The sequence below is a fragment of the Streptomyces sp. NP-1717 genome (assembly GCF_022695985.1).
Classification (GTDB): Bacteria; Actinomycetota; Actinomycetes; order Streptomycetales; family Streptomycetaceae; genus Streptomyces.
Genome location: NZ_JAAPBF010000064.1, coordinates 20,101 through 32,852, shown reverse-complemented (window position 1 = coordinate 32,852; position 12,752 = coordinate 20,101). Strand labels below are relative to the sequence as shown.

At 69.4% G+C, this 12,752-nt stretch carries 11 protein-coding genes; 4 read left to right on the top strand and 7 right to left on the bottom strand.

Annotated elements, in window-relative coordinates; translation table 11 throughout:
* Positions 1-35 precede the first annotated feature (35 nt).
* Positions 36-1,184, top strand: coding sequence for a mannosyltransferase family protein (locus GXP76_RS16045; protein ID WP_242572196.1), 1,149 nt, complete (start codon positions 36-38; stop codon positions 1,182-1,184).
* A 60-nt stretch (positions 1,185-1,244) separates the two neighbouring features.
* On the opposite strand, the gene GXP76_RS16040 is transcribed toward GXP76_RS16045, so the two are convergent.
* The gene (locus GXP76_RS16040; protein WP_242572194.1) at positions 1,245-1,793 is read right to left on the bottom strand and encodes a YbjN domain-containing protein; all 549 of its coding nucleotides are present in this window, start codon (positions 1,791-1,793) and stop codon (positions 1,245-1,247) included.
* 175 nt (positions 1,794-1,968) lie between these two features.
* Positions 1,969-4,623, bottom strand: coding sequence for an ATP-dependent chaperone ClpB (gene clpB, locus GXP76_RS16035; RefSeq protein ID WP_242572193.1), 2,655 nt, complete (start codon positions 4,621-4,623; stop codon positions 1,969-1,971).
* 184 nt (positions 4,624-4,807) lie between these two features.
* Between clpB and GXP76_RS16030 the strand changes: the two genes are divergently transcribed.
* Positions 4,808-5,212, top strand: a complete 405-nt coding sequence (locus GXP76_RS16030) for a pyridoxamine 5'-phosphate oxidase family protein (protein WP_242572192.1) — start codon at positions 4,808-4,810, stop codon at positions 5,210-5,212.
* 164 nt (positions 5,213-5,376) lie between these two features.
* On the opposite strand, the gene GXP76_RS16025 is transcribed toward GXP76_RS16030, so the two are convergent.
* Positions 5,377-5,697: a hypothetical protein gene (locus GXP76_RS16025; RefSeq protein WP_023539836.1), complete on the bottom strand. Its 321-nt coding sequence runs from the start codon at positions 5,695-5,697 to the stop codon at positions 5,377-5,379.
* A gap of 292 nt (positions 5,698-5,989) precedes the next feature.
* Here GXP76_RS16025 and GXP76_RS16020 point away from each other — a divergent pair, with 292 nt between their 5' ends.
* Together GXP76_RS16020 and GXP76_RS16015 are read left to right on the top strand one after the other, a co-directional pair.
* On the top strand, positions 5,990-6,973 hold the full coding sequence (locus GXP76_RS16020; RefSeq protein ID WP_242572191.1) for a helix-turn-helix transcriptional regulator: 984 nt from the start codon (positions 5,990-5,992) through the stop codon (positions 6,971-6,973).
* Positions 6,974-7,145: 172 nt separating this feature from the next.
* Entirely contained in the window at positions 7,146-8,141 is a 996-nt protein-coding gene (locus GXP76_RS16015; RefSeq protein ID WP_242572190.1) for a helix-turn-helix transcriptional regulator, read from the top strand.
* Positions 8,142-8,299: 158 nt separating this feature from the next.
* Here GXP76_RS16015 and GXP76_RS16010 read toward each other — a convergent pair whose 3' ends face one another.
* The 4 genes from GXP76_RS16010 to dnaK all read right to left on the bottom strand — a co-directional run bounded on the left by GXP76_RS16010 (position 8,300) and on the right by dnaK (position 12,623).
* Positions 8,300-8,776, bottom strand: coding sequence for a heat shock protein transcriptional repressor HspR (locus tag GXP76_RS16010; RefSeq protein ID WP_164252017.1), 477 nt, complete (start codon positions 8,774-8,776; stop codon positions 8,300-8,302).
* A 5-nt stretch (positions 8,777-8,781) separates the two neighbouring features.
* Positions 8,782-9,987, bottom strand: a complete 1,206-nt coding sequence (gene dnaJ / locus GXP76_RS16005; RefSeq protein ID WP_242572189.1) for a molecular chaperone DnaJ — start codon at positions 9,985-9,987, stop codon at positions 8,782-8,784.
* A 99-nt stretch (positions 9,988-10,086) separates the two neighbouring features.
* Positions 10,087-10,764, bottom strand: a complete 678-nt coding sequence (gene grpE, locus GXP76_RS16000; RefSeq protein ID WP_242572188.1) for a nucleotide exchange factor GrpE — start codon at positions 10,762-10,764, stop codon at positions 10,087-10,089.
* The gene (gene dnaK, locus GXP76_RS15995; RefSeq protein ID WP_242572187.1) at positions 10,761-12,623 is read right to left on the bottom strand and encodes a molecular chaperone DnaK; all 1,863 of its coding nucleotides are present in this window, start codon (positions 12,621-12,623) and stop codon (positions 10,761-10,763) included. The genes grpE and dnaK overlap by 4 nt, the downstream gene beginning before the upstream one ends.
* Positions 12,624-12,752: the final 129 nt, after the last annotated feature.

Below are 12,752 nucleotides of genomic sequence, written 5' to 3'. Positions count from 1 at the left end.
CCGGTCGACCCGAGCGCCGCCCCGCCGGCCGCCCCGTGCGGCGACCGCGCGGCGCCCGCCTCGCCTCCGCGCTCCGCCGCGCCGCCCCCGCGCTCGGACTGTTCGCCGCCGCCCGGCTCACCGGCCTGCTGATCCTGTGGCTGTGGGCCGAACGCATCGGCCGCTCGCCGTCCCAACTCCTCACCCGCACCTGGGACTCCGTCTGGTACACGAGGATCGCCGCCAACGGTTACGGCTACACCCTCCACTTCACCGACGGCGCCGTCCACAGCGACCTGGCGTTCTTCCCGCTCTACCCCGCCCTCGTACGCGCCGTCACCACCGTGCTCCCACTCGGCGGCGGCACCGCCGCCGTGCTGCTCTCCTGGGCCGCCGCGGCAGCCGCCGCCTTCGCGATGTACCTCCTCGGCGAACGTCTCCACGGCCGGACAACCGCGGCCCTCCTGGTGCTCCTGTGGGGCCTGCTCCCGCACTCGGTCGTGCTCTCCCTCGCGTACACGGAACCGCTCCTCACCGCCTTCGCCGCCTTCTCCCTGTACGCGGTGGTCACCGGCCGCTGGCTGTGGGCGGGTTCGCTGGCCGCGCTCGCGGGCCTCTCCCGGCCCAACGGGATCGCGATCGCGGCGGCAGTGTGCGTCGCGGCGGCGTACGAACTGTGGAAGCGCCGCGCCCACGCCCCCTGGCGGCTCTGGGCAGCGGCCTTCGTCGCGCCGCTCGGCTGGGGCGGTTACGTGCTCTGGGTGGGCTTACGCACCGGCGATCCGCTCGGCGGCTACTTCGCCGTGCAGGCCGGCTGGCGGTCCCGCTTCGACCTCGGCGTCGACAACCTGCTCAACGTGCGGGACGTCGCGCTGCGGGCCACCGAACTCGCCTCCCCCATGACCGCGTCGATCGTCGCCGCGGGCGTACTGCTCTTCGTGCTGCTCCTCGTGGACCGGGAGAACCGCCCACCCCTGCCACTGCTCGTGTACGCGGGGGTGCTGCTCCTGATCGCGGTCGGCGGTGGCGGTTTCTTCGAGTCCAAGCCGCGCTTCCTGCTGCCCGCGTTCCCGCTGCTGCTCCCGCTCGCGTGCGCGCTCACGAAAGCCCGGCCGAGGGTGGCGACCGTGGTGATCGCCGCCCTCGCCGGGCTGTCGTGGTGCTACGGGACGTACCTGCTCACGCTGGCCCCGATGCCGCTGTAAGGAGGGCGCGCCCGGCGAGCCGCCGCAGGGGGCGCCACGAGGCGTTGTCCGGACGATTCGTCAGGCGTCGTCGGCCGGCTTCTCCTCGCCGGACTTCTCCTCGGCCGGGGTCAGCCCGAAGGTCTCGACGATCCACTTGTCGAACTCGATCGACGCCCGCACCCAGCTGACGGTCGACGACACGAAGTGCTCCAGGCTGACCCCGGTGCCGATCAGCATCTGGGCCTCGCCGATGAGGCGGACGGTGGTGGGGCCGCCGTCCTCCTCCTCGTGCACGTGGCTGTAGACCTTGGGCCACAGCGTGCGGCGGTTCCAGTCGTCGATCGCGTCGAGGATCTTGGCCTTGTCATCGATGGCGTGGGGCCGGTCGTAGAACGTCCGCACGGAGAAGACCTGCTGGTCGCCCTCGCCGCGGAACATGAAGTACGTGCGGAATTCCTCCCACGGCGCCGCGAGGTCACCCTCGTCGTCGACGACGTACTTCAGCTCCATCTGGTCGAGGAGCTGCTTGACCAGGTCCTGGTCGGGGACGACAGGGCCCGCCGTTCCCGCAGCCTGCGGCTGGGGCTGGGCCCCGAAATTCGGAATCGAGGACGGGTCGATGGTCATCGCTGGATTCTCCTGAGGATGGCATGCCGTTGTCTGACGACGACCCTAGCCGCGATCCCCGGGCGGAAACCCTGCACCCCGTGGGCAATCGCGCGAAGCTCCGCGCGATGGTCCACTGGAAGGCCCGCCACCACGTGGGTGGCGGGCCCGCGGGCCGGGCGGGGCCCGCCGTGCCCTACGGCGTCTTCTCCAGAGAAGGCGCGTCCGTTCCGTCCCCCGCCTCCGCGTCCTCCGGTTCCTCCCCGCGCGTCACCGGCCCCACGATCAGCCCGTCGTCCACGCGCTCCACCCGTACGGTGTCGCCGTCCACGACCTCGCCCGCGAGGATCTCCTTCGCCAGCCGGTCGCCGATCGCCGTCTGGATCAGACGCCGCAGCGGGCGGGCGCCGTACGCCGGGTCGTTGCCCTTGTCGGCGAGCCAGGCGAGGGCTTCCGGAGTGATGTCGAGGGTGAGCCGGCGGTCGGCCAGTCGCCTGGCGAGGCGGGCGATCTGGAGGTCGGCGATCCTGGCCAGCTCCTCCTCGGAGAGGGCCGAGAAGACCACGAGATCGTCCAGCCGGTTCAGGAACTCCGGCTTGAAGGAGCTGCGTACGGCCTCCAGCACCCGCTCCTTCTTCGTCTGAGCCGAGGGGACCGGATCGACCAGGTACTGACTGCCGAGGTTCGACGTCAGGATCAGGATGGTGTTGCGGAAGTCCACGGTCCGGCCCTGGCCGTCGGTGAGCCGCCCGTCGTCGAGCACCTGGAGCAGGACGTCGAAGACCTCCGGATGCGCCTTCTCGACCTCGTCCAGCAGGACCACGCTGTACGGCCTGCGGCGGACGGCCTCGGTGAGCTGGCCGCCCTCCTCGTAGCCGACGTAGCCGGGCGGCGCGCCGACGAGCCGGGCGACCGAGTGCTTCTCGCCGTACTCGCTCATGTCGATGCGGACCATGGCCCGCTCGTCGTCGAAGAGGAAGTCGGCCAGCGCCTTGGCCAGTTCGGTCTTGCCGACACCGGTCGGCCCGAGGAAGAGGAACGAACCGGTCGGCCGGTCCGGGTCCGCGATGCCCGCGCGGGTGCGCCGTACCGCGTCCGACACCGCCTCGACCGCCTCCGTCTGGCCGATCAGCCGGTTCCCCAGCTCGGCCTCCATACGGAGGAGTTTGCGCGTCTCGCCCTCCAGCAGCCGCCCGGCCGGGATCCCGGTCCACGAGCCGACGACATCGGCGATGTCGTCCGGGCCGACCTCCTCCTTGACCATGGTGTCCTTGGCGGCCTCCTGCTCCGCCTCGGCCGCCTCCGCCAACTCCCGCTCCACGTCCGGGATCTCGCCGTACAGCAGCTTGGAGGCGGTGTCGAGGTCCTGGTCGCGCCGCGCGCGCTCGGCCTGCCCCCGCAACTCGTCCAGCTTCTCCTTCAGCTCACCGACGCGGTTGAGGCCCTGGCGCTCCTTCTGCCAGCGGGCGTCGAGTCCCCGCAGCTCCTCCTCGCGGTCGGCGAGGTCGCGGCGCAGCTTCTCCAGACGCTGCTTGGACGCGGGGTCCGACTCGTTCTTGAGGGCCAGCTCCTCCATACGGAGGCGGTCCACCGACCGCTGGAGTTCGTCGATCTCGACAGGCGAGGAGTCGATCTCCATACGGAGGCGGGAGGCGGCCTCGTCGACGAGGTCGATGGCCTTGTCGGGCAGGAAGCGCGAGGTGATGTAGCGGTCGGAGAGGGCGGCGGCGGCCACCAGCGCGGCGTCCGCGATCTGCACCTTGTGGTGCGCCTCGTACCGGCCCTTGAGCCCGCGCAGGATCGCGATCGTGTCCTCGACGTTCGGCTCGGCGATCAGCACCTGCTGGAAGCGCCGCTCCAGCGCCGCGTCCTTCTCGATGCGCTCCCGGTACTCGTCCAGGGTCGTCGCGCCGACCATGCGCAGCTCGCCGCGGGCCAGCATGGGCTTGAGCATGTTGCCCGCGTCCATGGCGGAGTCGCCGCCGGCGCCCGCGCCCACGACGGTGTGCAGCTCGTCGATGAACGTGATGATCTGCCCGTCGCTCTCCTTGATCTCCGACAGGACGGTCTTCAGCCGCTCCTCGAACTCACCGCGGTACTTGGCGCCCGCGACCATCGCGCCGAGGTCCAGGGAGACCAGCTTCTTGTTCTTCAGGGACTCCGGCACGTCGCCCTTGACGATGCGCTGCGCGAGCCCTTCCACCACGGCCGTCTTGCCGACGCCGGGCTCGCCGATCAGCACGGGGTTGTTCTTCGTACGGCGCGACAGCACCTGCACGACGCGGCGGATCTCCTGGTCCCGGCCGATGACCGGGTCGAGCCTGCCGAGGCGCGCCGCGGCCGTGAAGTCGGTGCCGAACTTCTCCAGGGCCTTGTACTGGCCCTCCGGGTCGGGCGTGGTCACCCGGCGTCCTCCCCTTGCCTTCTCGAACGCTTCCAGCAGCTTCTTCGCACCGGCTCCCTGCCGGTCCAGTACGTCCCCGGCCTTGCCGCCCTCGGCCGCGATCCCGATGAGCAGATGCTCGGTCGAGACGTAGTCGTCGCCCAGCTTCCCCGCCCGCTTGCCGGCGTCGCCGACGACGGCCAGCAGCCTGCGGTCGGGCTGCGGCGGCGCGACGGTGGAGCCGCGCACGCTGGCCAGCTCGGCCAGGACCCGCTCCGCCCCGGACCGTACCTCAGCCTGGTCGGCGTCGACCGCGACGAGCAGGTCGGTGACGTTCTCGTTGTCCTCGCCGGCCAGCAGCGCGAGCAGCAGATGCGCGGGGGTCAGATCGGCATGCCCCGCCGACACCGCGCGCTCGGTGGCGGCGTTGAACGCGTCCTTGCTCTTGTTCGTCAGCTCGGCGTCCACGTGCGGTCTCTCCTCCTCGACTCGGGCCGGTCCCTCAGCCCCGGGGACCTGACCCACCCAACGTACGCAAAGTTGAGTCTATTCCACTCAAGGCGCGCGAGGAACGCCCGGCGGCCGATCGCCCTCGGAGACCAACTCCCGCCACCCCGCACCTCCGAGGCCGATTCGCGCCTATTCTTCCGGCATGGCCCAAGACGTACGCGATCCCGACCCCGGATATCTCGCCTTCTGGGGAGAGCGCCACCTGTGCACCCTGACCACACTCCGGCCGGACGGCACCCCGCACGTGGTGCCGGTGGGGGTGACATACGAACCGGAGGCCGCGCTGGCACGTGTCATCACCAACAAGAACTCGACCAAGGTCGCCAACATCCTGGCGGCGGGCCCCGACGGCGGGCGGGTCGCGGTCTGCCAGGCCCACGGGAGGCGCTGGGCGACGCTTGAGGGCCTCGCGACGGTACGCACGGAGGCCGATCGGGTCGCGGACGCCGTAGGCCGTTACGCGGCCCGCTACGAACGCACGCCGGCGCCCAATCCGGACCGGGTCGTCATCGAGATCGTCGTCGACCGCGCGCTGGGCAGAGGATGACGCGCGCCGCGCGTACGCCGCCGCCACGCACTCCGCCCGCGTACGGGGCACGGCACACCGGCCCCGTACGCGGACAGCACAGCGGCGCCATCGCGTTTCAGGTCCACGATGGCGCCGCTGTGTGGGGGAAGCGCCCGAGCGATCTACTACGACGGGGGAATCGCTCAGGCACTGCGGGGGGTGGCGGAAATGGTCTGTGGTTCGACCAGCTGGTGGTCACGCTGGTCAAGATTGACGAAAATCATGTCGTACCGAATCGCGCAGCGTACGGGCTGCGGCGCCCCCCGAGGCTTCCTCAGACACCGGTAGGCACGGACGTCCTCGTCCTCCTCACGGACGACGACCACCGGCTCTCCGAACAAGGTGACCATCAGCGAGTCACCACGGTGTGGGATCGCCGTGACGAGATCGATGAAGTGCCACCCGGACCGGTAGGCCGAGGCCATCTCACGCCGAAAGACCCTGTCGTCCGGCGGGACGGTCATGCGCCCAGGTCTGCCGGTGCGCTCTCCCAAGAGGGATCGCCCGGCAGGGCCAGCACAGCGGATACAGACGCGCTATCCGCCGAGGGGGTACCGACCGCGGCGAGCGAACCCGTCACGGCCACGGCAAAAGCAAGTACGCAAAACGCGCGTGCCATCCTCTTCATGGACGATCTCCACCCCATTCTGATCACTATCCTCCCCCCGCGACTAAGACGATGGCCCACGCTGAACGCTTCCACCAGCGAGCACGGGCATCATGTTCCTGTAATTCAGGACCCTGAGGGGGTGGCAAATGCAGTCAAGTCAGGGGATTGACGGACATAAGCATGGGCCTGGCGAACTGTGCGAAGCCGGCAAAAATCTGTACGCGGCGGCGCTACGTTCCGGCCGGCTGTCCCGGTCAGAGGTGGAGGGGGCACCCTGCCTGCTCGCGCTCGCGCTGTTGCGGCCGGATCCGGACGACGCCCAGTGGCTCCGTCCCGTGTCCCCGGCCATCGCCCTCAACCAGCTCACGCATCCCCTTGAACGGGAGATCCAGGAGCGCAGGCAACTCGCCATGTCGCTGGCGGAGACCTTCGAGCCGTTCATGACGCTCACCGCCACCGACCCGTCGACCACGCACGCGATCACCGTGCTCGAAGGGCTGAGTCTCATCAACTCGACCCTGGACCGGGTCACCGCGGAATGCACCGAGGAACTGCTGACCGTCCAGCCCGGCAGCGGAAGGGGGCCGACCGCCCAGGAGGAGGCCCTGCGCCGGGTTCGCCCCCTGCTCGACAACGGCGTGAAGATGCGGACCCTGTACCAGCACACGGCCCGGCACCACCCCGCGACGCTGGCCTACGTGGAACTGGTCGCCCCGCACGGAGTGGAGGTGAGAACGCTCGAAGAGATCATCGAACGCCTCATCATCGTCGACCGCAAAGTGGCGTTCGTACCTGCCCGCAGCGATCGGAGGATCGCCCTGGAGCTGCGTCACGAAGGGCTCGTCCAGTATCTCGTCGGTGTCTTCGAGCAGTTCTGGCTCCACGGCACCCCCTGGGACGAGCAGTTGTCGTACGCACCGGAGATCGACGGCATCACCAGCACCCAGCGCTCCATCGCCAAGCTCCTCATCGACGGCCATGTGGACGAGGCGATCGCGCGCCGACTCGGCATGAACGTACGCACCTGCCGCGCGCACATCGCCAAGCTGAGTACCACACTCGGCAGTGGCAGCCGGGCCCAACTCGGCTATCTCATCGCCCAATCAGGAGTCCTGGACCAGGATCACTGAGCTGTCCGAACACGCGGCACCTCCAGCGGACCACTGGGAAAGAGTGGAGTGAGGCCGTGACCACGCCCGCGGTGGCGAGGCCACGGCCCGGACGCGCTCCGGGAGTTGCCCCCTCCCGGCCTCAACAACACTCCACCACCGACTAGGATTTCACCACCGTCATCTTGCTGCATTGCAGAAAGCGGGGGGCACTCAAATAGCCGAAAGTGCAGACAAACAGACACATCCGCACAGCGACCGGGAGCTGTGCGAGTCGGCGATACGCCTCTACACCGAGGCGCTGCGCAGAGGCCGGATCAACCGCGACGAACTCACGCCCGCGCCGTGCCTCACCGACATGGCCCTCATGTATCCCGACCCCCGGGACGACGCGTCGATGCGCCCGGTACTTCCGTCCACGGCCCTGGCGCACCTCCTCCAGCCCATCACCCGGGAGATCCACGAACGCGTACAGCTCACCGCGTCCCTGGTCAACTCGCTCGCGCCGCTGAGCAACGTCGTCACCGAGGACCCCGTCGCCTCCATCACCGCCCTCGACGGCAAAAGGCTGATCGACGCGAAGGTCGGCGAGGCCGCCGGCGCGGCGACATCGGAGATCCTCACGGTCCAGCCGGGCTTCAGCAGGCAGCGCAACGTCATGATGGCGGGTCTGGCCCGCTCCCTCGCGGCCATCGAACGAGGCGCCCGATTAAGGCACTTGTACCAGCACCCGGCGCGCTACAGCCCGATCGTCAAGGAGTATCTGGAGCAGGTGCCCGCCGACCGGCTGGAGGTACGCACGGTCGAGCAGACCGTCGAACGCCTGATCATCGTCGACCGTTCCGTGGCCTTCATCCCCGCCAGCGCCAACCGCCACACGGCCCTGGAAATCCGGCACCCGGCCCTGATCACGTATCTCGTCCAGGTCTACGAGGTCCTGTGGGCCCACGCCACTCCGATGACGGAACGCCCGCCCGCCGTCTCCCCCGACGTGCCTGTCACGTCCGTACAGCGCAGCATCGCCCGTCTCCTCGCCGAGGGCACCACCGACGAGATGGTCGCCCGCAAGATGGGCATCAGCGTCCGCACCTGCCGCTCCCACATAGCCAAACTGATGCAGGCCCTCAACGCCTCCAGCCGCACCCACCTCGGCGCCCTCATCGTCCAGTCGGGTCTGGGCCGCGTTTAGGGGATCGGTACGCGAACCCGCCGACCCGTCGGACACGTGCCGGCCCACAGCGGGGGAAGCACGAAGACCCGCCGCCCCGGATCTCTCCAGAAGGCGACGGGCCTTCCCACATCGGATTCCTCGCCGGACACCGCCGGGCGCTACTTCGCGGACACCCTCTAGTCCGACGACAGCTTCGGCTTCGGCCGCCACACCACCAGCGCGCTCGTCTGCTGCACGTCCTGGTACGGCACCAGGTCGCGCCGGTACGACGCGTGGACCTGGGCCTCGCGCTGGCTCATCGCCGCCGCCGCGCCGTCCACCGCCGCGCCGAGTTCCGCCACGCGCGCCTGGAGCGCCGCGACCTGGTTCTCCAGCTCGATGATGCGCTTGATGCCGGCCAGGTTGATGCCCTCGTCCTGCGACAACTGCTGCACCTGGCGGAGCAGTTCGATGTCGCGCGCCGAGTAACGCCTGCCCCGGCCCGCCGTACGGTCCGGCGAGACCAGGCCCAGCCGGTCGTACTGGCGCAGTGTCTGCGGGTGCAGCCCGGAGAGCTGGGCCGCCACCGAGATGACGTAGACAGGGGACTCTTCGGTCAGTTCGTAGGCTCGGTTGAACGATGAGTGCGGTCGACGCCGCCCGACCCCGTCCATTGGAGTCACGCTCCCTTCGCTGCCTGGAACAGCTCGTCCCGCGGGTTCTCCCCCACGGTCGCCTTCCGGTAGGTCTCCAGCGCGTCACGAGCCTCGGCGCCGAGATCCTTGGGGACGACCACCTCGACGGTGACCAGGAGGTCGCCCCGGCTGCCGTCCTTGCGTACGGCACCCTTCCCCCGGGCGCGCATCGTACGGCCGTTGGGCGTGCCCGCGGGCAGTTTCAGCGTGACCGGCGGCCCGCCCAGCGTCGGGACCTTGACCTCGCCGCCGAGCGCCGCCTCCACGAAGGTGACCGGCACGGTGACGGTGAGATTGTCGTCCCTACGGCCGAAGACCGGGTGCGAGCCGACATGGACGACCACGTACAGGTCGCCCGCCGGACCGCCGCGCTCACCCGGAGCGCCCTTGCCGCGCAGCCGGATCCGCTGGCCGTCGCTGACGCCCGCCGGAATCCGCACCTGCATGGTCCGCGAGGACTTGGCTCGGCCGCTGCCCTTGCAGACGTCGCACGGGTCCTGGGCGATTAGCCCACGGCCCTTGCAGTCCACGCACGGGTCGGTCAGCGAGAAGCCGCCGCCCGTGCCGCGCGACACCTGTCCGGTGCCGACGCAGGTCGGGCAGACCCGCGGCGAACCATTCTTGTCGCCGGTGCCCGAACACGCCTTGCAGGGCGCCTGGCTGGACATCCGCAGCGGGACCGTGGCCCCGTCGACCGCCTCGGTGAAGCTGAGCGTCACCTCGGACTCGATGTCCTGGCCGCGGCGCGGCTGCGTACGCGTGCCCGTGCCGGGACCGCCTCTGTTGAAGAGGCCGCCGAACACGTCCCCGAGCCCGCCGCCGAAGCCGCCGGCGCCGCTCTGGCCCTGGGGTCCCTGACCGCCGCCCTGGGGGCCGCCTCCGAAGAGGTCGCCCAGGTCGAAGTTGAAGGACCCGCCGCCGCCACCGGGGCCGGCCCGGAAGCCGCCGCCGTTGCCGAAGAGCGAGCGCGCCTCGTCGTACTCCTTGCGCCGCTTGGGGTCGCCGAGCACGTCGTTGGCCTCGGAGATCTGCTTGAAGCGCTCCTCGGCCTTGGCGTCACCCTTGTTGGCGTCCGGGTGGAACTCGCGGGCGAGCTTCCGGTACGCCTTCTTGATCTCGGCCTCGGTGGCGTCCTTGGGGACGCCGAGAACCTTGTAGTAGTCCTTCTCCACGAAGTCCTTGGTACTCATTCCCGACGTCCCTCCTCACTGCCCGTCATGCGAACTGCCCGTCATGCGTACTGCCCATCCGTACCGCCGTCCGCACGTCCCGTACCGCGGGGCGGCACGTCAGCCCTCGTCCGGGCCACCGTTCTCCTCGTCCGTGTCCGGCTCGTCGGCGCCCGACGCCTTCTCCCCGGGCTGGACCCCCGGCTGGGGCTCCGCCACGGCGACGCGCGCGGGCCTGATGGTCCGCTCGCCGAACCGGTACCCAGGCTGGAGGATCGCGACGCACGTGTCCTCGGTGACATCCGGCGCGTAGCTGTGCATCAGCGCCTCGTGGATCGTCGGGTCGAAGGGCTCGCCCTCCTTGCCGAACTGCTGGAGGCCCATCTTCGCGGCCACCGTCTCCAGCGACTCCGCCACCGACTTGAACCCGCCCACGAGCTCCTCGTGCTCCCGGGCACGCCCGATGTCGTCGAGCACGGGCAGCAGCTCGGTCAGGAGGCTCGCGACGGCGATCTCCTTGACCGTGACCCGGTCCCGCTCGACCCGGCGGCGGTAGTTCTGGTACTCGGCCTGGAGCCGCTGAAGGTCTGCCGTGCGCTCACCGAGCGCCGTACGGACCTGGTCCAGCTGAGCGATCAGCGCCGTCTGTGTTGCGTCCTGTACGTCCCCTGCCGGGGGGCCGGCCGGGCCTGACTCCTTGGCGGAGTCCGGCTCGGCGGCCTTCGGCGCGGCGTCTTCGGGGGTGGCGCCTGAAGGGACGTCGGGCTCCTCTTCGAAGCCCGGAGTCTCCTCCGTCACGCGGCACCGTCCTTCTTGGGCTTCTCGTCGTCGACGATCTCGGCGTCCACGACGTCGTCCGCGGCGTCGGTGCCGCCGGCGGGACCGGCCTGCTCCGCGCCCGGGGCGTCGGTGGCGCCTTCGGCCTGGGCGTTGGCGTACATGGCCTGGCCCAGCTTCTGCGAGACGGCGGCGACCTTCTCCGTGGCCGTACGGATCTCGGCCGTGTCCTCACCCTTGAGCTTCTCCTTCAGCTCGCCGATGGAGGTCTCGACCTCTTCCTTCACGTCACCGGGGACCTTGTCCTCGTTGTCCTTGAGGAACTTCTCGGTCTGGTAGACGAGCTGTTCGGCCTGGTTGCGGGTCTCGGCGGCCTCGCGGCGGCGGTGGTCCTCGTCCGCGTACTGCTCGGCCTCTTCACGCATCCGGTTGACCTCGTCCTTCGGCAGCGAGGAGCCACCGGTGACGGTCATCTTCTGCTCCTTGCCGGTGCCGAGGTCCTTCGCGGCCACGTGCATGATGCCGTTGGCGTCGATGTCGAAGGCGACCTCGATCTGCGGCACACCGCGCGGGGCGGGCGGCAGTCCGGTCAGCTCGAACATTCCGAGCTTCTTGTTGTACGCCGCGATCTCGCGCTCGCCCTGGTAGACCTGGATCTGCACCGACGGCTGGTTGTCCTCGGCCGTCGTGAAGATCTCGGAGCGCTTCGTCGGGATCGTGGTGTTGCGCTCGATGAGCTTGGTCATGATGCCGCCCTTGGTCTCGATACCAAGAGACAGCGGGGTGACGTCGAGCAGCAGGACGTCCTTGACCTCGCCCTTGAGGACACCGGCCTGGAGCGCGGCACCGATGGCCACGACCTCGTCCGGGTTGACGCCCTTGTTGGCGTCACGGCCGCCGGTGAGCTCCTTGACGATCTCGGCGACGGCGGGCATACGCGTGGAGCCACCGACCAGGACCACGTGGTCGATCTCGGACAGCGCGATGCCGGCGTCCTTGATGACGTTGTGGAACGGGGTCTTGCAGCGCTCCAGCAGATCGGCCGTCAGCTGCTGGAACTGAGAGCGCGTGAGCTTCTCGTCCAGGTGCAGCGGACCCTCGGCGGACGCCGTGATGTACGGCAGGTTGATCGTGGTCTCGGTGGAGGACGACAGCTCGATCTTCGCCTTCTCCGCGGCCTCGCGGAGACGCTGGAGAGCCATCTTGTCCTTGGCCAGGTCCACGCCGTGACCGTTGGCGAACTGCTTCACCAGGTAGTCGACGACACGCTGGTCCCAGTCGTCACCACCGAGGTGGTTGTCACCGTTGGTGGCCTTCACCTCGACGACGCCGTCACCGATCTCCAGGAGCGACACGTCGAAGGTGCCGCCGCCGAGGTCGAAGACGAGGATCGTCTGGTCGTCCTTGTCGAGCCCGTACGCCAGCGCGGCGGCCGTCGGCTCGTTGACGATACGCAGGACGTTGAGGCCCGCGATCTCGCCGGCCTCCTTCGTGGCCTGGCGCTCGGAGTCGTTGAAGTACGCCGGGACGGTGATGACCGCGTCCACGACCTTCTCACCCAGGTAGGACTCCGCGTCGCGCTTCAGCTTCTGAAGGACGAACGCGGACATCTGCTGCGGGTTGAAGTCCTTGCCGTCGAGGTTGATCTTCCAGTCGGTGCCCATGTGGCGCTTGACCGACCGGATGGTCCTGTCGACGTTCGTGACTGCCTGGCGCTTGGCGACCTCTCCGACGAGCACCTCGCCGTTCTTGGCGAAGGCGACGACGGACGGCGTGGTCCTGGCGCCTTCGGCGTTGGTGATGACGGTGGGCTCGCCGCCTTCGAGAACGCTGACGACGGAGTTAGTCGTGCCCAGGTCGATGCCGACCGCACGTGCCATTTCGATTCCTCCAGCTGACTTGAGTGGAACAGGCTCAAGGATGCACGACCGATCCCCGGCCGTCAACAGAGCTGAGTCGACCGGACTCAACTATCGTGCGGCTCGATTTCGGGGGGCAGCCCGGGAACC

Bases quoted from the DNA above. Each gene is read 5' to 3' on its own strand.
- GXP76_RS16040 (WP_242572194.1), bottom strand. From the start codon at position 1,793: ATGACCATCGACCCGTCCTCGATTCCGAATTTCGGGGCCCAGCCCCAG.
- GXP76_RS16010 (WP_164252017.1), bottom strand. From the start codon at position 8,776: ATGGACGGGGTCGGGCGGCGTCGACCGCACTCATCGTTCAACCGAGCC.
- GXP76_RS16030 (WP_242572192.1), top strand. From the start codon at position 4,808: ATGGCCCAAGACGTACGCGATCCCGACCCCGGATATCTCGCCTTCTGG.
- GXP76_RS16025 (WP_023539836.1), bottom strand. From the start codon at position 5,697: ATGACCGTCCCGCCGGACGACAGGGTCTTTCGGCGTGAGATGGCCTCG.
- GXP76_RS16020 (WP_242572191.1), top strand. From the start codon at position 5,990: ATGCAGTCAAGTCAGGGGATTGACGGACATAAGCATGGGCCTGGCGAA.
- dnaK (WP_242572187.1), bottom strand. From the start codon at position 12,623: ATGGCACGTGCGGTCGGCATCGACCTGGGCACGACTAACTCCGTCGTC.
- dnaJ (WP_242572189.1), bottom strand. From the start codon at position 9,987: ATGAGTACCAAGGACTTCGTGGAGAAGGACTACTACAAGGTTCTCGGC.